General features: G+C 28.9%; 20 protein-coding genes. 18 read left to right on the top strand and 2 right to left on the bottom strand.

Going from position 1 to position 20947, the window contains the following annotated elements:
• Nucleotides 1-43: 43 nt before the first annotated feature.
• From DY168_RS04580 to spoIIR, 7 genes are all read left to right on the top strand, one after another.
• Nucleotides 44-1162 carry an ISAs1 family transposase gene (locus DY168_RS04580; RefSeq protein ID WP_115640421.1) on the top strand — a complete coding sequence of 373 codons (1119 nt, stop codon included), beginning with the start codon at nt 44-46 and terminating at the stop codon, nt 1160-1162.
• Nucleotides 1163-1427: 265 nt separating this feature from the next.
• Nucleotides 1428-2270, top strand: a complete 843-nt coding sequence (gene ispE / locus DY168_RS04585; RefSeq protein ID WP_115640691.1) for a 4-(cytidine 5'-diphospho)-2-C-methyl-D-erythritol kinase — start codon at nt 1428-1430, stop codon at nt 2268-2270.
• A gap of 229 nt (nt 2271-2499) precedes the next feature.
• Nucleotides 2500-2694 (top strand): CLC_0170 family protein, encoded by a 195-nt coding sequence (locus tag DY168_RS04590; RefSeq protein ID WP_115640692.1) that lies wholly within the window; start codon nt 2500-2502, stop codon nt 2692-2694.
• 14 nt (nt 2695-2708) lie between these two features.
• Nucleotides 2709-4190: a spore germination protein gene (locus DY168_RS04595; protein ID WP_115640693.1), complete on the top strand. Its 1482-nt coding sequence runs from the start codon at nt 2709-2711 to the stop codon at nt 4188-4190.
• Between the two features lie 2 nt (nt 4191-4192).
• On the top strand, nt 4193-5293 hold the full coding sequence (locus DY168_RS04600; RefSeq protein ID WP_115640694.1) for a GerAB/ArcD/ProY family transporter: 1101 nt from the start codon (nt 4193-4195) through the stop codon (nt 5291-5293).
• Complete coding sequence (locus DY168_RS04605; protein WP_115640695.1) at nt 5290-6456, top strand: Ger(x)C family spore germination protein; 1167 nt, start codon at nt 5290-5292, stop codon at nt 6454-6456. Before DY168_RS04600 ends, DY168_RS04605 begins: the two co-directional genes overlap by 4 nt.
• Nucleotides 6457-6596: 140 nt before the next feature.
• Nucleotides 6597-7247, top strand: coding sequence for a stage II sporulation protein R (gene spoIIR / locus DY168_RS04610; RefSeq protein WP_115640696.1), 651 nt, complete (start codon nt 6597-6599; stop codon nt 7245-7247).
• Between the two features lie 44 nt (nt 7248-7291).
• On the opposite strand, the gene DY168_RS04615 is transcribed toward spoIIR, so the two are convergent.
• Nucleotides 7292-8404: an MGDG synthase family glycosyltransferase gene (locus tag DY168_RS04615; protein WP_115640697.1), complete on the bottom strand. Its 1113-nt coding sequence runs from the start codon at nt 8402-8404 to the stop codon at nt 7292-7294.
• A gap of 190 nt (nt 8405-8594) precedes the next feature.
• Here DY168_RS04615 and ypeB point away from each other — a divergent pair, with 190 nt between their 5' ends.
• The 6 genes from ypeB to rho all read left to right on the top strand — a co-directional run bounded on the left by ypeB (nt 8595) and on the right by rho (nt 14619).
• A complete protein-coding gene (gene ypeB, locus DY168_RS04620) occupies nt 8595-9974 on the top strand; it encodes a germination protein YpeB (protein WP_115640698.1) in 1380 nt (459 codons plus the stop codon).
• A 200-nt stretch (nt 9975-10174) separates the two neighbouring features.
• The gene (locus tag DY168_RS04625) at nt 10175-11158 is read left to right on the top strand and encodes a DUF814 domain-containing protein (RefSeq protein WP_115640699.1); all 984 of its coding nucleotides are present in this window, start codon (nt 10175-10177) and stop codon (nt 11156-11158) included.
• Between the two features lie 19 nt (nt 11159-11177).
• Complete coding sequence (locus DY168_RS04630) at nt 11178-11591, top strand: YwiB family protein (protein WP_115640700.1); 414 nt, start codon at nt 11178-11180, stop codon at nt 11589-11591.
• A gap of 147 nt (nt 11592-11738) precedes the next feature.
• Nucleotides 11739-12044: a ribose-5-phosphate isomerase gene (locus tag DY168_RS04635; RefSeq protein ID WP_115640701.1), complete on the top strand. Its 306-nt coding sequence runs from the start codon at nt 11739-11741 to the stop codon at nt 12042-12044.
• A gap of 140 nt (nt 12045-12184) precedes the next feature.
• On the top strand, nt 12185-12529 hold the full coding sequence (locus tag DY168_RS04640; RefSeq protein ID WP_115640702.1) for a hypothetical protein: 345 nt from the start codon (nt 12185-12187) through the stop codon (nt 12527-12529).
• A 620-nt stretch (nt 12530-13149) separates the two neighbouring features.
• Nucleotides 13150-14619 carry a transcription termination factor Rho gene (rho, locus tag DY168_RS04645; RefSeq protein ID WP_115640703.1) on the top strand — a complete coding sequence of 490 codons (1470 nt, stop codon included), beginning with the start codon at nt 13150-13152 and terminating at the stop codon, nt 14617-14619.
• Nucleotides 14620-14745: 126 nt separating this feature from the next.
• Here the strand turns inward: rho and rpmE are convergent, their stop codons facing one another.
• A complete protein-coding gene (rpmE, locus tag DY168_RS04650) occupies nt 14746-14958 on the bottom strand; it encodes a 50S ribosomal protein L31 (RefSeq protein ID WP_029452708.1) in 213 nt (70 codons plus the stop codon).
• 222 nt (nt 14959-15180) lie between these two features.
• Here rpmE and DY168_RS04655 point away from each other — a divergent pair, with 222 nt between their 5' ends.
• From DY168_RS04655 to DY168_RS04675, 5 genes are all read left to right on the top strand, one after another.
• The gene (locus DY168_RS04655) at nt 15181-15777 is read left to right on the top strand and encodes a thymidine kinase (protein WP_115640704.1); all 597 of its coding nucleotides are present in this window, start codon (nt 15181-15183) and stop codon (nt 15775-15777) included.
• Between the two features lie 115 nt (nt 15778-15892).
• Nucleotides 15893-17659 carry a peptide chain release factor N(5)-glutamine methyltransferase gene (gene prmC, locus DY168_RS04660; RefSeq protein ID WP_115640705.1) on the top strand — a complete coding sequence of 589 codons (1767 nt, stop codon included), beginning with the start codon at nt 15893-15895 and terminating at the stop codon, nt 17657-17659.
• Between the two features lie 85 nt (nt 17660-17744).
• Nucleotides 17745-18827 (top strand): peptide chain release factor 1, encoded by a 1083-nt coding sequence (gene prfA, locus DY168_RS04665; RefSeq protein WP_115640706.1) that lies wholly within the window; start codon nt 17745-17747, stop codon nt 18825-18827.
• Between the two features lie 252 nt (nt 18828-19079).
• Nucleotides 19080-19802, top strand: a complete 723-nt coding sequence (locus tag DY168_RS04670; protein WP_172556267.1) for a ZIP family metal transporter — start codon at nt 19080-19082, stop codon at nt 19800-19802.
• An 85-nt stretch (nt 19803-19887) separates the two neighbouring features.
• Nucleotides 19888-20937, top strand: coding sequence for an L-threonylcarbamoyladenylate synthase (locus DY168_RS04675; RefSeq protein ID WP_115640707.1), 1050 nt, complete (start codon nt 19888-19890; stop codon nt 20935-20937).
• Nucleotides 20938-20947 lie beyond the last annotated feature (10 nt).

Here is a 20947-nt window from a genome sequence, read left to right on the forward strand (position 1 = left end):
TTTATTTAATAATATTACTAATGTAAAGGGGATTTTTATAATTATGTATCACGAACTTTCAAATTCTTTTATAAGCATTTCAGACCCAAGAGATAATAATTCAAAACATAAGCTTATTGATATACTAACAATAGCAACTTGTGCAATAATATGCGGAGCCGATACATGGACAGATATAGCTCAATATGGCACATCAAAACAAGAGTGGTTTTCAACATTCTTAGAGCTTAATCATGGGATACCATCCCATGATACTTTTGGAAGAGTATTTTCTATTATTAATCCAAAAGAATTTCAGGAAGCGTTTATTAAGTGGATCAAAGATATTTCTGATAAAGTTACTGGTGACGTAATTGCCATAGATGGCAAGACAGTTAGGCATTCCTTTGATACAAGTAACAATAAATCAGCTATTCATATGGTAAGTGCATGGTCAAATCAGTTAGGTTTAGTTTTAGGTCAGATAAAGGTTAATGATAAATCAAATGAAATAACAGCAATTCCAGAATTATTAGATAAGATAGATATAAATAAATCTATAGTAACAATTGATGCTATGGGTACTCAAAAAAATATAGCTAAAAAAATAATCAAAAAGGGCGGAGATTATGTTTTAGCTTTAAAAGGTAATCATAAAAACTTTTCCAACGATATAAAATACTTTTTTGAAGAAGAATCTAAGAATAAATTTGCTGATGTTGAATATAGTTTTTTCAAGACTACTAACAAAGATCATGGCAGAATTGAAACACGTAAACATTACTTAATTAACGATTTAAACTGGCTTTCACAGAAGTCAGAGTGGAAAAACCTAAATAGTATAATTATGGTTGAATCTGAAAGAACCATAGGCGATAAAACATCTAAAGAAAGAAGGTATTATATTTCGAGCTTAACAGAAAATGTTGAAAAGGTTGCTGATGCCATTAGAAAACATTGGGGAATAGAGAATAGCTTACATTGGATTTTAGATATTGCTTTTAGAGAAGATGATAGCAGAATAAGAATTGAAAATGCAGCTGAAAACTTTGCCATCTTAAGGCATATAGCTTTAAACTTATTAAAAAATGAAAAATCAGTAAAGATTGGTGTAAAAGCTAAAAGACTCAAATCCGGTTGGGATAATGATTATTTAAGAAAGGTTTTAACTTCAATCCAATAGAAACATCGTTTTCATAAAGTTATTACAGTTCTAATATCTTAAGTAAACGTTATATTAAACTTCTATATTTTCAAGTGCAACAATATCCTTATACTACCAAAATATGATTAAACTTTAGCTCATTACAATATAAGGATGCAATTGCCCTGATTCTTCATCTTTTACATCTTTACAATAGAAGCTAATAAATTATAATATAGGTATATATATATTGATATTATAATAAATTAGTAATCTAACTATTAAATTTTTTTGGAGGGACAGCATGGAGATTAAAGCTCATGGAAAAATAAATATTGCCCTAGATGTAATAGGTAAAAGAGAAGATGGGTATCACATATTAAAAATGATAATGCAATCTATTGATATTTATGATGTAATAAATATAGAAGTTATAGAAAAGGGTATAGAGATAAGGTGTAATAAAAGCTATGTACCTGTAGATAGTAGAAATATAGCATATAGAGCTGCAGACAGATTCATAAAAAGATATAACGTAAGAAAAGGTGTAGCTATAGATATAAATAAAAATATACCTGTATCAGCAGGACTCGCAGGGGGAAGCACTAATGCTGCTGCAGTATTAAATTTGATGAATAAATTATTTGAAGTTAATGCACCTTTAAAAGAATTAAAAGAAATTGCTTTAAGCTTAGGAGCGGATGTACCCTATTGTCTAACGGGAGGCACTGCGCTATGTGAGGGCATAGGAGAAAAAATAACAAAACTTCCATCTTTTAAAAATAATATTTTAGTCTTAGTTAAACCTTCGTTTGGTGTATCTACGAGAGAAGTGTATACAAGCCTTAAGGTAGATAAAATTTATAAGCATCCAAATATAGATGCTATAATTGATTCTATGAAGAAAGGTGATCTAAAATCTGTATGTTGGAACATGAAAAATGTTTTAGAAAATGTAACGTTAAAAAAACACAGAATTATTGGAGAAATAAAGACATCTATGATTGAAATGGATGCAGTAGGTTCTTTAATGAGTGGTAGTGGTCCAACAGTATTTGGATTTTTTGAAGATATGTTAAAAGCACAAAGATGTTATGATTATATGAAAAGTAAATATCCTGAGACCTATATAACTAGAACTATATAAATAAAAAATACTGATCAAATTAATAAAAGGTATTAATTTAATATGGAGGGTGGCCTCTTAAGTAGGAATAGTAAGGTGATAGCCTGAAAATACTTAAGGGGTCATTTTATATTACCTAAAAATAAAAGTGAATGTATACTTTAGCATTTAAGGATAATACTAATAGGGTAATAAAAGTGTTTTAATTAGTATTTCAATATAAAAAAGAAATAAAATGAGGTGGTTATGGGTGGAACATGTCTTTGATTTGTATTTCATGATTTTAACAGTTATATCTTCTTTATATGTTTTATATTGGGATAAGGAGTATTTTCTTAAAAAGGATGATGAAAAGTTATATAAAAAGTACAAATTTATACCTTTATTTATGATAGTTATTTCAATTGGATTATTTACAACTTTTAAAATAATAAAATTTAATTAAAGGCGGTAGTTTTATTGAGAAGAATTTTAAAAGGGAACGTAAACAAAGATTTGAATAAAAATATTACATATATAAAAGATATATTACAAAATAATTCTGACGTAGTTTTCAGGGAGTTTTTATGTGGAGACCTTAAGTGTTGGATTATATATATAGATGGCTTAGCAGATAAACAACTACTAAACGATTATGTTATTGAAAGCTTGATGCTAGAATCTAGTCATATAACTAAAAGTGAAGAGATAAAGGAACGGATTTTAACGGTTTCAGACCTAAAAGAAGAAACTGATATGAATAAATGTATAGATTCTATACTTTCAGGAGATACAGTTTTATTTATTGAGGGATTAAGAGATTGTTACATATTAGCAACTAGGTCATGGCCAAATAGAGGTGTAGGCGAACCTGCCAATGAAACCTCAGTACGTGGATCAAGAGAAGGATTTACTGAAACCATAAGATTTAATACGGCTTTAGTAAGAAGGCGCATTAGAGACAAAGGTCTTAAAACTATACCAAAAAGTATAGGGGTTAGATCTAAAACAGATGTAGTGATAATGTACATAGAGGATATAGTTAACCATGACGCATTAAATGAACTTATGGAAAGGCTGTCAGATATAAATATAGATAGCATTTCAGATAGTGGTCAATTAGAACAACTAATTGAAGATGATCAGTGGAGTTTGTTTCCTCAAATTCAATTAACAGAAAGACCTGATGTAGTTTCTTCTTCATTACTTGAAGGTAGAATTGCTATCTTAATAGATAATTCTCCTTTTGTATTGTTAGTTCCAACGATATTTGCTAATTTTTTTCAATCTCCAGATGATTATTATCAAAGATGGATGTACTCTTCAAGTGTAAGAATTATAAGAATGCTAGCCATACTTATATCTATGCTAGCAACACCGTTGTATGTAGCAATTACGTCTTACCATACATCTATAATTCCTACTAGACTTGCATACTCTATAGCAGCATCAAGAGAAGGAGTTCCATTTCCAGCCTTTATAGAAGCAATAATAATGGAGGTAAGTCTGGCTTTATTGATGGAAGCTATTATAAGGCTACCAAGACCCATAGGAGCCACCATAGGTATAGTAGGGGGACTTGTTATAGGTCAGTCTGCTGTAAGTGCGGGTATAGTTAGCCCAATTATGATAATAATAGTAGCAATAACGGCAATAACAAGCTTCACCACAACTAATTATGAGATATCTTTTGCATTTAGAATTATAAGATTTGCGTTTATTATAATGGCATCCACATTAGGACTTTATGGTATAGCACTTGGATGTATGGTGACTTTAGCACATTTAACTAAGCTAGAGAGTTTTGGAATATCGTATTTGTCTCCTATTGTAAATTTAGATAAAGGTGATATAAAAGACACCATTGTAAAGTACCCTATGAGATACTTTACAAAAAGACCACAGTATATGAAAACAGGAGATAAAGTAAGACAAAATAATAAAGGTAGGATAGGGAGGTAGTCATGGATTCTAATAAAAAAATAAGATCATATGGATTATTCTCCACGCTAGTTTGTACCATAATAGGTGTAGGTATTTTCTCTTATCCGAGAGAATTAGCTGAAAATGTTAATAATGAAGGGTGGCTCATTAGTATCTTATCTGGAGGGGTTTATATGATCATAGCATATATGATCTATAAGATATGTAAGCTTAATGAATTTAAGGAGTTTCAAGAACTTGCTAAAGGGAATATGGGTATAGTCTTTGGTACTTTAATTTTAATATTTTATTCTGCTTATATGCTAATTTTATCCTCCACACAAATGAGGAATTTTGTTGAAGTTATGAAAAAATATATGTTAGAAAGGACCCCTACAGAATTTTTATTACTAGTTACCATAATAACAGGAGCATATATAGTAAGGGGTGGAATAAATAACCTAGTAAGATTTAATGAAATATCATTTTTAATAATGTTTATTCCTGGTATTTTCATATTTTTAATTTTACTAAAGAATAGTGATTTTACTAATATGCTTCCCGTATTTCAGCAAAAGCCTTTTGATTATATAAAAGCTTTGTTACAATCTTTGGTTTCTTTTGCTGGAATAGAGATGATGTTTTTATTACTTCCATTAGCACAAAATAAGATCTCTGCAAAAAAGTCAGTTCTTAAAGCAGTGGGATTTACTACAATATTTTATACATTAATAAATATATTTTGCTTAGCCATATTATCTAAAGAACAAACAAAAAGAATATTATGGCCAACTATTACAATGGTTACATCCATAGACTTTCCAGGACTTTTTGTAGAACGGTGGGAAGGTGTTATTATGGCTCTTTGGATACTATTTTATTTTACAACATTTATAAACCTTTATTATTTTAGCTGTTACATTATAAGTGATGTATTTAAATTAAAGGACATAAAATTAAGTGTTTTAATAACTACACCATTAATATATATAATTGCTATATTCCCAGGGAGTGTGTATACCTTAAATACTTTTATTATGAGCATACTTAGAATATTAATATTTATAAGCATGTTATTATTTCCTTTATTGTTTTACATTGTTACAACTATAAAAATAAGAAGAAAGGGGAGAAATAAGTGAGGAAGATAGGTATTTTAGCTATAATTATAATATGTTTATTTACTACAGGATGCTGGGATCAAGTAGAGATAGATAGAAGGATTTTAGTATCATTAATAGGTATAGATGCAGGAAAGGATATTTCAAGAGAGAAGGAAGATGAATTAAGCAAGGACTCTTCTATGGAAGATCTTGAAAAGTTAAAAGTATCTTATTCATTTCCTAATATTGCAGACTTTTCACCAAGTAAGCCTACTATTCAAGGGGATATTTATTTTACGGCAAATACATATTCCATGGAAGGTGCTTTAAAGGAGGTTTGTGATTTTAGTAGTAGGAGTATTTATCTAGAACATGTTAGGGTGATATTAATAAGTAAAGATATCCTATCTTATCCTCATACAATGGTAGAAATATTAGATTATTTGGAAAGACAACCTAAGATTAATAGGAGAGCTTATGTTATTGTTACAGATAGCGATCCTGAAGAATTTATAAAGATAGTTCCCCCAATAGATAAGCATACTCAAATTAATATAACAGGTATTATGGAGAATAATGCAAGGAATGGATTTATGAAGCCAGTTACACTAAGCGAACTATTGATTAGTTTAGAAAAAAGTAATAGTGATGTAATACCATTTATGAAAATAGATAAACAAAAGAACGAATTTCTTTTAGATGGATCTACTGTAATTAAAGATTATGCTTTTAAAGGAAATTTGGACGTAAATGAAACATTAAGTTTAAATATACTAAATGGAAAGTTGAAAAGTGGTGTTAAGTCAGTAATTCAAGAGGGTCACCCTATAGATTTTGAAATTTATGGTTCAAAGAGAAGGACTAAAGCATATATAAAGGACCAACAATTAAATGTGGATATAAACATAAGGTTAGAAGGCGTAATAAAGTCAGCTTATTTAGGTAAAGAGGATTTTAATAAAGATTCATTAAAAGAACTTGAAGATAAAATTAGCGGATGCATGGAATATGATTGTAAAAAGGTATTAGATTATTTACAAAAAGAACTTAATGTAGATGTTATAGGAGTAAATGAATATATAGAAAAGTTTCAGCCTAAGATATGGAAGGATATTAAAGATGATCCTGAAGAGGCATTTTCTAAAGCTAAAATAAATATAAAAATAGATACATCAATAAGACGTGGAGGTATTACAAAATAACTTATGCTTATAAAGTTTTCTTTAGAATGGTCCAAAAGTTTATTTTAATTTGGATGATTTTTATTTTGTGTTGTAATTAATTATATTATGTGAATATTAATGATCTTAATGGCAATAATCAACTGTAAAGGGGTGAGGGTGTGAAAAAATATTTAGTGTTAATAATCATACTAATTTCAACGGTTGTAGGTTATTCGTTTTATGGACAAGGGTTAAATAAATTTGATGATTCAAATAGTGCATTAATAAAAGATAAGATGATTAGATTTCACGTAATAGCTAATAGTGATTCTATTGATGATCAAGATATAAAGTTAAAGGTAAGAGATAAGGTTTTAGAATATATATATCCTAAACTAGAGGGCTCTTCTGAAATAGATAAGTCTAGAGAGATATTAAAAGAAAATGATGAAGAAATAAAGAATATAGCATTAAAGGTATTAGAAGAAAATAACTATAATTATAAGGTTGAAAGTACCTTATCTAACGAAATATTTCCAGTGAAAAGTTATGGAAATATAACTTTGCCACAAGGAGAATATGAAGCATATAGAATAATCTTAGGAGATGGAAAGGGTCAAAATTGGTGGTGTGTAATGTTTCCACCCTTATGTTTTGTAGATATTACAAAGGGGGAAGTTTCCAATAAGGACACAGAAGATATAATGAAAAACACTTTAAGTGAAAAAGAATATGATATGGTAAAAAGAAAAGATAAAAGCAAGATTATATTCAAATCTAAAATTGGGGAAGTAGTAAAAGATATAAAAATTAAACAAAGTAAAAAATAAAAAAAGAAAGAAGCTAAATTAAATATTGAATTAGCTTCTTTTTTTTATTTAATCATATTTTTTATAAGGGAAATTATATCGTTGCCACCATTAGGTTTTGCAAAGGATTTACAATTAGTTTTCATAGTATTAAGTTTGTAAGGGTTTTTTATAAGCTCTTGTATTTTAGCTTTGCAATCTGTTCCTGTACCTAAATCTATAGCTAAATCATACTTAAGTAAGAATTCTGCATTCTTTTCTTCTTGACCTGGTATAGCAGAAAAGATAGCAAGTGGTAAATTAGATATAAGTGCCTCTGAAATGGTTAATCCACCTGGTTTTGTAATAAGAAGATCAGCACATTTCATAAAGTTGTTGATATCATCACTGAATCCAACTATTTTGGTTTTTTTATTAGAAAGCATAACTTGTTTTTTTAAAGAATTTAATAACTTTTTATTATTACCTGCTATAGCTATTATTTGAAAGTCAATAGGTATCTTTGATATTTGTTTATATACTTCTAATATTTTCCCCATACCAAGGCTTCCACCCATTAGTAATAGTGTGAATTTATTTGGATCAAGGTCTAAATCCGAAAGTATTTTAACGCTATCTTCATTGTGCAAAAAATCTGGGTGTACGGGTATGCCTAATGGAAAGACCTTATTGCTATCAACCCCTCTTAAGGCCATCTCTTTGCCCATTTCATCTGTAGCTACAACATAAGCATCTACATAAGGATGGATCCAAGAGTTATGGGGAGCGTAATCAGTCATGATAGTTATATTTGGTTTATGTAGTTTGTTCTTAGCTTTTAATATAGATAGCATACCTGTAGAAAAAGGGTGCGTAGATATTATTAAATCTGGATCAAATTTATTTATAAGAGTCAATACTTTGATTGACATAAGGGTATTAAACCTTTCACTTATAGTAGTTAAGCCTCCATCATTTTCTGTATAATTATAAAGCACCCCAAATATAGATGGATAAAGCCTTATACTCTTTAGGTAACTGCCAATTATAAGCTTATCTAAAAATGGATTGATATATTTTATTGTATCTATTATTTTCACTTCTGAGTTAGGTATATTTAATTCTGTATGCGTTTTTATAGCTTCAGCAGCATTTATATGGCCGCCACCAGCTGATACGGATAAAATCAATAGTTTCATTAATGCTCTCACCTTCAGTATCTTATGTTTTGTTTAAATCCTAGTTATAAGTATACAATACTTTTAAATTTCAGGGTATATAAAATAATAATTTATGATAGATTTAAATATATATTACTATGATTATAATATAAAGGAATAATAGTCGCAAATAACACAAATACTACCACCATATAGGAGGTAGATATTTATGAATATAAAAAACAATATAGTAAAGAAAAGAATTATATACACCTTGCTAGTTACTTTAATAGTGGTATTTTCAAGTACCTTTGCAATACTTATGACTTTAGAAAGGACTGATTATAGAAATTATCTTCAAGGACAATATAGTAAGAACATTTATGAACTTTTAACAGCAGTAGATAATATACAAGATAACCTTTCGAAATCTGCTGTAGTAGATGACAAAAATCAGAGAATGCTCATATTTGAGGAGATTTTTAGATATTCCACTATGGCATCGGATAGACTACATTCATTGCCTATACCCCAAGAAAGGGTTAATGAGACAAGTAAATTTTTAATTCAGGTTGGGGACTTTTGCTATACTCTTGTAAGGAATTCTGTAAGTGGTGAAGAAATTACAGAAGAACAATTAACTGCTATTGATGATCTTTCAGATCAATCTTATGAGTTAAGAGAAAATCTAAATGGGTTATTACAAGAAATAAATGAAGGAAAAGTAAAGTGGGGGGAAATAAGAAAGAAGGCTACAGGGGTTCTACCAAAAAGTGAGGAAGATGTTGTAGGAGAAAAGTTTCAAAATATACAAAAGCAAGTAGCACAATATCCTGCATTGATTTATGATGGACCATTTTCAGAAAACATATTAGAGATAGAGCCAAAGATAAATGAGGAGGAAGAAGTTTCTGTAGAGGAGGCTAAAGATTTTCTAAAGAAGGCTTTAGTAAATAGGGACATAAAAGACATAAAAGAAAAAGGCAGCGAAAGTAATACTAAAATAGAATCTTATGGATTTGATGTAACAGTGAATGGAAGGGATGACAAAGAAAATATAGTTTGTGATATATCTAAAAAGGGGGGCAAGGTTATTTATCTTATGGATAATAAAGCATTAAATAAACCCAATATAGACTTAGAGAAGTCTATAGAAATAGGGAAAGAATATTTAAAGTCTTTAGGATATGATAATATGGAACCTACATATACATTAAAATATGAAGACAATGTAACTATTAACTATGTATTTACTGTTGATGATATATTAGTTTATACAGATCAAATAAAACTTAAGATTGCATTAGATAATGGAGATATAATAGGTATGGAAGCTGATAAATATTTAGTTTCTCACACTAAAGATCGTAAGATTCCAACAATTAATATTAATGCTGATGAAGGAAAGAAAAACATAGGGAAACGACTAGAACTAAAAAATATAAAGTTAGTTATAGTTCCAGGAGAAATGAATAAAGAAAAGTTATGCTATGAGTATAGTGGAACCTATAGGGAAGATGAATATAAAGTATATGTAGATGCGGTTTCTGGAAACTTTGAGAGAATAATTAAGATAATTAATACAGCTAATGGAAAGCTTGCAATATAATCTTGGTAAATTTCATATACAATACTTAAATTTAAGTGCTTATATCTTAAAATATCTTGATATAATTATAAAGTTTAGCTAAAATATACGATATAAGATATATATGTGTTTATCCCTTTGCTTTATAGTATAAGGGATAAACAATATTAAATTTTATATATTGGTCTAATGAGATTTTTAAACTTTTAAGGAGTGAGGTTATGACAATAGCTCTAGCTATGATATCTGGAGGCTTAGACAGTATATTAGCGGCTAAGATAATTAAAGGACAAGGAATAGAGGTCATAGGAATTTGCTTTAAATCATATTTTTTTGATGAAGCAAAAGCTAAAGATATGTGTAAAACTATAGATATACCCCTGGTTGTTGTGGATTTTTCTAAAGAACATTTTAATATGTTAAAGAATCCTAAGCATGGTTATGGTAAAAATATGAATCCATGCATAGATTGCCATGCGATGATGATGAAGTACACAGGTGAGTTATTAGATAAGTATAAAGCAGATTTTATTATAACAGGTGAGGTTTTAAACCAAAGGCCTATGTCTCAAAATAAGCGATCTTTGGATATTGTTAAAAAAGAGTCTGGATTTAGCAATAAGATATTAAGACCCTTATGTGCATTAAATTTAGAACCTACAGATATGGAAACGGAAGGTTTAGTTAATAGAGAAGAATTGCTTGATATATCTGGAAGATCTAGGACAAGGCAGATGGAACTTGCAGAAACCTTTGGAATAAAAGATTATCCGTCTCCAGCAGGAGGCTGTAAACTTACAGAACCTAATTATTCTAAAAGATTAAAAGATTTGTTAAAATATAATGATAATCCTGATAACAAAGATATAGGTCTTTTAAGATATGGAAGGCATTTTAGGATGGGTAATAGTAAGATAATTGTATCTAGAACTAGAGATGAATCAACTTATATGAAAAAGCTGATTAAAAAAGAGGACTTTTTATTTTTCCCAAAGGATCATCCTGGATCTATGGTAATTTTAACAGGAGATAAAACTAATGAAGCAATAGAATTTGCAGCAAACATTTCTTTAAGGTATAGTAAAGGAAATACTGAGGAAAAGATTACTGTAAAGTATGGAAATTATGGAACAATTGCAAATAAATATATTGATGCTATTAATATAAATGATGAAAATATTAATGAATATAGTATTAATATTTAAATCAAAGTGAGGGATAAATATGAAAAAAAAGGCTATAATTTCGATTTTAAGTCATGAAATATTAAATAAAGATGATGCTATAGAAGTTGTAACACCGGGAGACTTCTATAAAAAGGAAGATGAGTATTTTGCAGTGTACGATGAAACAGAAATAAGTGGAATGGAAGGCACTACAACAACTCTTAAGATTTCTAAAGAAAAACTTTCACTACTAAGAGAAGGTACAACCAATGCGGAAATGCACTTTGATAAAAGTAATCAGTGTACAACATTGTATAACACACCTTATGGGGTTTTAGAGATAAAAATAGATACTGATGATTTAAAAATAGATGTTAATGATAAAGGTGGAGAAGTTTTTATAAAATACAATATGATTATAGCGGGTCAAGCCTCACAAAATACGGAACTTAAAATAAAAATAAAATCTTGAATCATAGTTTAAATAAAAGAAGATGAGATTTGATTAAAAAAATCCATCTTTTTTTGCGTAATAATATATTTTTTATATAAAGGATTAAATTAATTAATTTTGGATAGAATCTAAGGTGTCTTAAAATAGCAGGTAGGAGATGGATATATGGAATATAAAGATTTAAGAAGATACCAATATGAGAAAATAATACAAATTTTATGTCAGTACAATAATATTGATGAAAATGATATTATTCCATTATTAAGAGATAAAGAATGTAAATATTTACTTTTATTATTACTAAAAAGCAATAAATGCACAGATGAGGTTATTTTAGAAGAAATCATGTCTCTTAAGACTAAAACATCTATACAATATAACTTTAAGAAAGCAGAAGAAAAGTTATATGTTAACAAGGATTTTAGAGAAAAGTATTTTGAGATTCAAAGAATAATAAAAGAGATAATATAGGATATATATAATAACTAATTTTATACAGAGTAAAATTAATAATAAATTAAAAGTTTTAATTATTATAGAGGATTTAAGTGGCTTGTAGAGAATTTATTTAATTAGGTAGTGATGAAAAGGTATATGGAGGTGGAGTCATTATGTGTAATACTGAAGTATCAATAGCATTTAAAAATCCCGATAATACGATTACAAAGATAGATACAAATATTTTTGAACTAAAGCAACTAGATAAGAAATACTATGAGGGAACCATTATAATAAATAAAAACAAAAAGATGTTATATATAAGTATGAAATGCTCATTTTGTAATAAGTTTCATGGTTATAATTATAAGATTAAAGAAATTTTATATAAGGATTTAATTATAGGAGGTTGTAAAAATAGTGGTAATTTTATATTACTTATAGGGAAAAAAGAAATGATTTATAATATTATTAAAGAACATAGCGATATTAATAATAAAATTTACTCAACTATATAAATATAGTTGTTATGAAGAGTTATTTTAAAGAGGTAAATTTAAAAGATTCATAAAATTGTTATAAGTTTAAATTGTTTTAGACTTATAACTTGACGTTGTCGCATATAAGTATATAATTTAATATGAAATATAATTTACATAAAAATATAAATAAAATAGATGATACTATCAATATTTATTTTATTACAGGCTAAAACATATAATCTTAGAAAGTCTTCTTATATTCATATCCATTTTATCTGAACATTCTTATTGTTTCTGATTATTTGAATTCTAGAACTTATCTCATGATTAATAATTCTAATGTTATAGTTCATGTTAGTTCGGTGAAAAATTAAAAGTTTTAAAAACTATAAGATTTTAAAATTTATGAAGTTAAGAATAACAAAAGTGGTATTTAGATGACGGTAATATTAAAATAAGTTATGTTTCCTTTATCCAGTACTATTAAGAACATTTAAATTATGTTATTAATGTCATTTTAAAGTTTACTGACTTCTAATATTTTTAAGTGAAAGTTAAGATAAGTGTGATGTTTGATAAGGAACTTTTAATTTTGATTGGTAGTAACATTCCAAATGAAATTAAGAATCTTATGTATTAAAAGTGGAGGTGTAATTTTGTCAATAGATAATTATGAAAAGGTAACTTTAGTTGAGTTGCGAAAAAAGGCTAAAGAATTAGACATAAAAAATATAAGTAAATTTAAAAAAGGCGAATTAATTGAAGAAATAAAAAAGGTTTTACCATTACCAGTGTCAATGCAAAAAAATGGTGTGGTTCTTCAAGAAAAGATAGCTCCTAAGATTAAAGAAGAACTTTTAGGGGATAAGCGTGAAATTAAAGAAGAACCTCTTAAAAACAACGTTTTAATTAATAATGAAGAAAAAAGGCCGAATAATATTACTGTGGACAAGGCAGAAGAAGAGAACAAAAAAGAGAGATTGAAAACCATGATAAATGACTCTCAGTCTGCAAGAGGAGTATTAGAGGTAAATGAAAATAATAACTTTGGATTTTTAAGAGGTAAGAATTATCTCACAAGTACAGATGACATATATGTATCCCCCTCTCAAATAAGAAGGTTTAACTTAAGAACTGGTGACGAGGTAGAAGGAAAAGTAAGAATACCTAAAGATGGTGAAAAGTTTAAAGCTCTTTTATATGTTGAAAGAGTAAATGGTGAAAACCCTGAAAAGGCTGTAGGAAGGAAATCATTTGAAAGACTTGTACCAGTATACCCAGATCAAAGATTAAGACTTGAAACTCACCATGAGAATAACCTATCTTCAAGACTTATGGATATAATAAGCCCTATTGGAAAAGGACAAAGAGGAATGATTGTAGCTCCACCTAAAGCAGGAAAAACTACTTTGCTTAAAAAGATAGCACAAAACATCTCTTATAATTATCCTGAAATAAAACTTATAGTTGTTTTAATAGACGAGAGACCAGAAGAAGTTACAGATATGCAAAGGTCTATAAATGGAGAGGTAATATACTCTACATTTGATGAGGAACCAGATCATCACACAAAGGTTGCGCAAATGGTACTTGAAAGAGCTAAACGTATGGTAGAACAAGGTCAAGACGTTGTAATATTATTAGATAGTATTACAAGACTTGCTAGGGCATATAATCTTACTGTTAATCCATCAGGAAGAACTTTATCAGGGGGTCTTGATCCAGGCGCTTTAATAATGCCAAAGAAATTCTTTGGAGCTGCAAGAAATATTGAAGAAGGTGGAAGTCTTACTATACTTGCAACAGCATTAGTTGAAACAGGAAGTAGAATGGATGATATGATATTTGAAGAATTTAAGGGAACTGGAAATATGGAAGTTCATTTAGATAGAAAGCTTCAAGAAAGAAGAATTTTCCCAGCTATTGATATTTATAGATCAGGAACTAGAAAAGAAGATTTATTACTAACAGAAGATGAAAAAGACGTAGCATATAATATAAGAAAAGTTATGTATAGAGAAGGAAATATTGAAACGATAACGGGGAACTTAATAAGTTTATTATCTAGAACAAAGAATAATAAAGAATTGTTACAAATGATAAAAAAGATAGATATTTCTAAATAAGATTTAAAAATAAAATAAGATATGTAAGAATTTAAATAAAATAATATGTAATCTTATTATGAAATTAGTAAAAAAGGGCAAAAAAAAAGCAGTTGAGGAAGATCAATAGATCTTCCTCATATAGCTTTATTCTTCGCTTTTTAAGTTGAACTTCTTATTGAATCTTTCAACTCTTCCTCCAACGTCAACGATCTTTTGACGACCAGTGAAGAAAGGATGGCATTTTGAACAAATTTCCACTTTTAGTTCATCTTTAACTGAACCAGTAGTGAATGTATTTCCACATGCACATTTAACTACAGCCTCATGATTGTAATTTGGGTGTATGCCTTCTCTCATATGTTTCACCTCTTTCAAATTGCGGATTACCGCTTATAACTATTAGATTATATCACGAAGTTTTATTAATAGTCAAGATACCTGATTATATTTTAAAGGATAAAAAGTGTAATAACATATCTTTTTTATATTATAATTAAATGTTATAATCATAAAGTAGATTTTTAGAATCATTTATTTTAGGAATGCTACTTATAATTATTAAGAAGGGGCGAGTTTTAATTGGCTAAATTATACTTTAGATATGGAGCTATGAATTCGGGTAAGTCTACTAGTCTTATGCAAGTAGCTTATAATTATGAAGAAAGAGGAATGAAAGTTATAATTATAAAACCGAAGACAGATACTAAGGGCGGAAATAAAATAACTTCAAGACTTGGAGTTGAAAGAGATGTGGATATGCTATTGGACACTAATGAAGATGCCTATTCAAATATAGAAAGGCATATAAAAAATAAGAATACTATTAATTGTATATTAGTAGATGAAGTCCAATTCTTAAAATCACATCATATAGATGAGCTTTTTAAGGTGTCTGTAATTATGGATATACCAGTCATTTGTTATGGACTTCGCACTGATTTTCAAATGGAAGGATTTGAAGGTAGTAAAAGATTGCTTCTTCTAGCTCATAGTATTGAAGAGATGAAAACCATATGTACTTGTGGAAAAAAAGCCTTACTTAATGGGAGAAAGATTAATGGCAAATATGTATTTGAGGGAAATCAGATAGCTATAGATAATGAAGATGAAGTGGAGTACGAATCCTTATGCCCAAGATGTTATTTTAAATATAAGGCTGAATTTGAACTAAATTAAATATAATTTAGCATAAGTTTGAATTTGAAATTAACAAGATATAATATATCGTTAAAGAAATAATTAAAGGATTTAAGAAATAAAAAGAATTTTAAAAAGAGAGTTGATATTATATATGAAAAAGGATTATGCCGTTGGTGGTCAAGCCATAATTGAAGGTGTAATGATGAGGGGAAATAAAGGCATTGCAACTGCAATAAGAATACCTGATGGAACCATAAAGGTAGAATTTAAAAATGCTTCATCTATAAGAGATAAAAACAAGATATTACGGATACCTATCATAAGAGGGTTTGTAGCGTTAATTGAATCTTTGGTTACAGGTATAGAAACCTTAAATTACTCTTCTAGTTTCTTTGAAGAAGAAGGAAACAGTGAGTCTAGTATAGAAAGGTTTCTAAATAAATTGTTTAAAGGTAAAAGCGATAAGATATTAATGGGTATTATTTTAAGTGTGTCCTTTATTATTTCTGGAATCATATTCATCCTTATACCTACAATAATTGCAAATTTATTTAAAAAATTAGGTTTCAGTAATGTAGGGTTAAATATAATAGAAGGTGTTTTTAGGGTTAGCATATTCATGATGTATATATTAGCAATTTCTAAGATGGAAGACATATATAGGCTCTTACAGTACCATGGAGCAGAACATAAGACTATATTTTGTTATGAAGCTAAAGAGGATCTAACTGTAGGAAATGTAATGAAATATAAAAGGTTTCACCCAAGATGTGGTACCAACTTTTTATTTCTTGTAATGATAGTTAGTATAATATTACTTTCAATAACTGGGTGGAGTAGTTTAGGAGAAAGGGTACTATATAGAATATTACTATTACCAATAGTCTCTGGGTTTAGTTTTGAAATAATAAAGTGGCTTTCAAAAAGTAATAGTAAACTTTCGAAAATGTTAGCATATCCAGGTCTAAAATTACAAATGCTAACAACGAGAGAACCTGATGAAGCTCAAGTTGAAGTGGCTATAGCATCACTAAAGGCTGCTGAAGGCATTAAGGAAACTGATAAAACCATAGGAGAACTTTTAAATATGGGGAATGAAATATTAAAAGAATCATCTATTCCTAGTTATATATTAGATACTCAACTTTTGCTTGCTAAGACATTAGATGTAGATAAACTTTATGTTATAACTAATAGAAATTTAAAAGTCAGCCCTAAAGAGGAAAAGGAATTTATGGAACTTATAAACCTTAGAAAGGGTAGTATGCCTATTAAATATATATTAGGTAAGACGGAGTTTATGGGAATAGATTTAAATGTTAAAGAAGGAGTGCTGATACCAAGGCCAGATACAGAAAACTTAGTTGAAATAGTTTTAGAATATATAGAAAAAGAAAACTATGAAAACATATGTGATTTATGTACTGGAAGTGGGGCTATAGGTATTTCTTTAGCATATCACAAGGATAATATAAATGTTCATTGTATAGATATTAGCCCTATTTCAAATGAAGTGGTTTTAGAAAACATCAACAAGTTTGGACTTAGTGACAGGGTAAGGTTTATAAATAGTGACCTTTTAAAAATACCAATTAAGGAAGGATATAAATACGATGTTTTAGTATCCAATCCACCTTATATAAAGAGTGAGGAAATAGATACATTAATGGAGGATGTAAAATCATTTGAACCACATCTAGCTCTAGATGGAGGGGAAGATGGGCTTATATTTTACAAAACAATTACAAGAGAGTCTAAAGAAATACTAAATTCAAAAGGCCTTATAGCTTTTGAAATTGGTAAAGATCAAGGTATAGAGGTCAGTGAAATTCTTAGTTCTTTTGGATATAAGAATATAAAAATAATCAAAGATCTATCAGGATTTGATAGAGTGGTTATAGGAAAAAACAGTATTTAATAGTATAATATTAAGAAAGAGTAATATTATTGACTATTATATGTTATAATAATAAACTATGAAAATATGATACGGAGTGATAAACATGTTAGAAAGGCTTAATTTTATTGAAAATAAATATGAAGAATTGTCTATTAAGATTAGTGACCCATCAATAATAGCTAATCAAAAAGAATGGCAAAGGTTATGTAAAGAGCATTCAGATATTGAAGATTTAGTTGGGAAGTTTAGACAGTATAAAGAAGTAGATGAAGAAATAGTATTTAATAAAGAAATACTAAATGAAGAAAATGATAAAGAACTAAAAGAAATGGCTCAAGAAGAGTTAAAAGAGCTTACAGTAAAAAAGGATGTATTAGCTGAAGATCTTAGAATATTACTTTTGCCTAAAGATCCTAATGATGACAAAAATGTATTTGTGGAAATTAGAGGTGGTGCAGGTGGAGATGAAGCGGCCTTATTTGCTGCTAATTTATTTAGAATGTATACAAGATATTCTGAAAACAAGCACTGGAAAATAGAAATGATAAACTCTAACGAAACAGATATAGGTGGATTTAAAGAAGTTGTCTTCATGATAAAAGGAAAGGGCGCTTATAGTAGACTTAAATATGAAAGTGGAGTTCATAGAGTTCAAAGGGTCCCAGATACGGAGTCAAGTGGAAGAATCCATACATCTACTGCTACTGTAGCTGTATTGCCAGAAGTAGATGATGTAGATATTGAGATAAATCAAAATGATTTAAGGATTGATGTGTTCAGATCATCAGGTAACGGTGGACAGTCGGTAAATACTACGGATTCAGCTATAAGAATAACCCATATGCCATCAGGAATTGTAGTTTCTTGTCAAGATGAAAAGTCTCAACTTAAAAATAAAGAAAAGGCTATGAAAGTTTTAAGATCTAGGTTGTTTGAAATAGCTCAGTCAGAAAGATCTGCATCTATTGCAGAAGATAGAAAGAGCCAAGTAGGAACAGGAGATAGAAGTGAAAGAATAAGAACTTATAACTATCCTCAAGGAAGGGTTACAGATCATAGAATTGGAGTAACTCTTTATAGACTTGAGTCCTTCTTAGAAGGTGATATAGATGAAATTATAGATTCTCTTATAACAGAAGATCAAGCAAATAAGATGAAATCTATGGGTAATACGGAAAAGTTATAATATTTTCAAAGACATATGCTTAGAGGTGATTAATTGCATATTGAAAAAGCTATTATTTTTTAATCATTAAAAAAGGCGGATTTTATAAATACAACTTGTTAGATCTTATATATAAAAACAGTGTTAAAGCAAAGTATACAGACGAAACTATTGAAAATATAAAGATAGCTAGAGGTCAAAAGGAATTTATAGATTAAGTTATAATCCCTTATTTTTACTAATAAAATTGTATAAATAAGGGGTGATTTTAAATTGGATAAAATTATGATTATAATATTTCTATGTTCCTTAGTATCTATGATAGGTACAATTATAGGAGCAACCCTTGCTATGTTTATAAAAAACCCAACTAAGAATGTTATAAGTGCTATTATGGGGTTTGCAGGGGGGCTTATGTTTTCTGTTGTGATATTTGATCTGATGCCTAGTACTTTAACAAAAATAAGTATAAAACAGGGTTTTGTATTTTGTTTTATTGGCATAATTATAACCATGTTTTTAGAAATATTTATAAGCAAAATTGTAAAGAATAATACTTATATGAAAATGGCTGTAATAACTTCACTAGGACTTATGATTCATAATATACCTGAGGGTATAATAATGGGGTGTGGGTTTGTAGCAGGAGAATATTTGGGTATAAAGATGAGCATTATAATAGCTTTACATGACATACCTGAAGGGTTAGCTGTAGTATCGCCACTTGTAGCAGCTGGAGAAAAAAACTCTAAAATTTTCATGTATGCATTTATAACAGCGATGCCAACAGCGCTTGGAGCTGTACTTGGAATATATTTAGGTGGGGTGTCAGAAAGTTTTCTAGGTAGATCATTAGCTTTTGCTTCAGGAGTTATGATATATGTAGTCTTTTTAGAACTAATCCCAGAGTCTAAAAAACTAGGAAATGGTAAGGTGTCTATGATAAGCATATTAATTGGAGTTTTTATAGGTCTTTTTATAGGGATTATTCTTTAATATTTTTGATATGCAATTTTAATATAAGAAATAAAATATATTAGATATTTTAAAAATTGTAGGGTTAATAAAAGGGAGAGTTCTAATGAATACTAAGGTAGTTAAAATGAATGAAGATAAAATGAATATAAATGCCATAGAAGAAGCTGCAATCATAATAAAAGGTGGAGGGCTTGTAGTGTTTCCAACTGAAACGGTGTATGGGCTTGGAGCTAATGCATTAGATGATAAGGCAGTCTCAAAGATATTTGAGGCAAAGGGAAGACCTCAAGATAATCCACTTATAATACATGTTGCGGACTTTAACATAAAAGAATATATAAAAGAATTACCTTTTATAGCAACTAAGCTTATGGAGGAGTTTTGGCCAGGTCCAATAACTTTTATATTAAACAAATCTGACATTGTACCTTTAACTACTAGTGCTGGATTAAATACTATAGGTATAAGAATGCCTTCAAATAAAATTGCAAGGGAACTTATATTAAAAAGTGGTGTTCCAATAGCAGCACCCTCTGCTAATATTTCCGGAAGACCAAGCCCAACAGAAGTAGAAAGATGCATAGAAGATTTAAGTGGAAAGGTTGAATATATATTAGGTGGAGAAGGCAGTAATATAGGACTTGAGTCTACAATATTAGATTGCACAGTAGAGCCTCCTTGTATATTAAGGCCAGGAGCTATAACTTTAGAAATGCTAAAGGAAGTAAAAGAAGATATTTATATAGACCCTGCAGTAATGAAAATGCCTAGTAAAGAATTAAAACCTAAAGCCCCCGGAATGAAATATAGGCATTATGCACCTAAGGCTCCTTTGAAAATAATAAGAGGAGATTTAAAAAAAACTATTGCAAAAGTTAATGAAATAGTGCAAAATTGTATAGATAAAGAAAAGACTGTGGGGATTATAGCCACAGAAGAAACTAAAAGTTGCTATAATAATGGCATAGTTTTATCTCTAGGAAGTAGAAAAAATTTAGATGTTATAGCAAAAAATCTTTTTGAATGTTTAAGAGCCATTGATGATAAAAATGTAGATTTAATATTATCTGAAAGCTTTGATGAGCTTGGAATAGGGATTGCAATAATGAATAGGTTAAAAAAATCAGCAGGGTTCGATATATTAGATGTATAAGTTTTAATGT

The sequence above is a fragment of the Clostridium putrefaciens genome, from assembly GCF_900461105.1.
GTDB lineage: Bacteria > Bacillota > Clostridia > Clostridiales > Clostridiaceae > Clostridium_L > Clostridium_L putrefaciens.

Bases quoted from the DNA above. Each gene is read 5' to 3' on its own strand.
- DY168_RS04580 (WP_115640421.1), top strand. From the start codon at position 44: ATGTATCACGAACTTTCAAATTCTTTTATAAGCATTTCAGACCCAAGA.
- ispE (WP_115640691.1), top strand. From the start codon at position 1,428: ATGGAGATTAAAGCTCATGGAAAAATAAATATTGCCCTAGATGTAATA.
- DY168_RS04600 (WP_115640694.1), top strand. From the start codon at position 4,193: ATGGATTCTAATAAAAAAATAAGATCATATGGATTATTCTCCACGCTA.
- DY168_RS04615 (WP_115640697.1), bottom strand. From the start codon at position 8,404: ATGAAACTATTGATTTTATCCGTATCAGCTGGTGGCGGCCATATAAAT.
- ypeB (WP_115640698.1), top strand. From the start codon at position 8,595: ATGAATATAAAAAACAATATAGTAAAGAAAAGAATTATATACACCTTG.
- DY168_RS04625 (WP_115640699.1), top strand. From the start codon at position 10,175: ATGACAATAGCTCTAGCTATGATATCTGGAGGCTTAGACAGTATATTA.
- DY168_RS04630 (WP_115640700.1), top strand. From the start codon at position 11,178: ATGAAAAAAAAGGCTATAATTTCGATTTTAAGTCATGAAATATTAAAT.
- DY168_RS04635 (WP_115640701.1), top strand. From the start codon at position 11,739: ATGGAATATAAAGATTTAAGAAGATACCAATATGAGAAAATAATACAA.
- DY168_RS04640 (WP_115640702.1), top strand. From the start codon at position 12,185: ATGTGTAATACTGAAGTATCAATAGCATTTAAAAATCCCGATAATACG.
- rpmE (WP_029452708.1), bottom strand. From the start codon at position 14,958: ATGAGAGAAGGCATACACCCAAATTACAATCATGAGGCTGTAGTTAAA.
- prmC (WP_115640705.1), top strand. From the start codon at position 15,893: ATGAAAAAGGATTATGCCGTTGGTGGTCAAGCCATAATTGAAGGTGTA.
- prfA (WP_115640706.1), top strand. From the start codon at position 17,745: ATGTTAGAAAGGCTTAATTTTATTGAAAATAAATATGAAGAATTGTCT.
- DY168_RS04675 (WP_115640707.1), top strand. From the start codon at position 19,888: ATGAATACTAAGGTAGTTAAAATGAATGAAGATAAAATGAATATAAAT.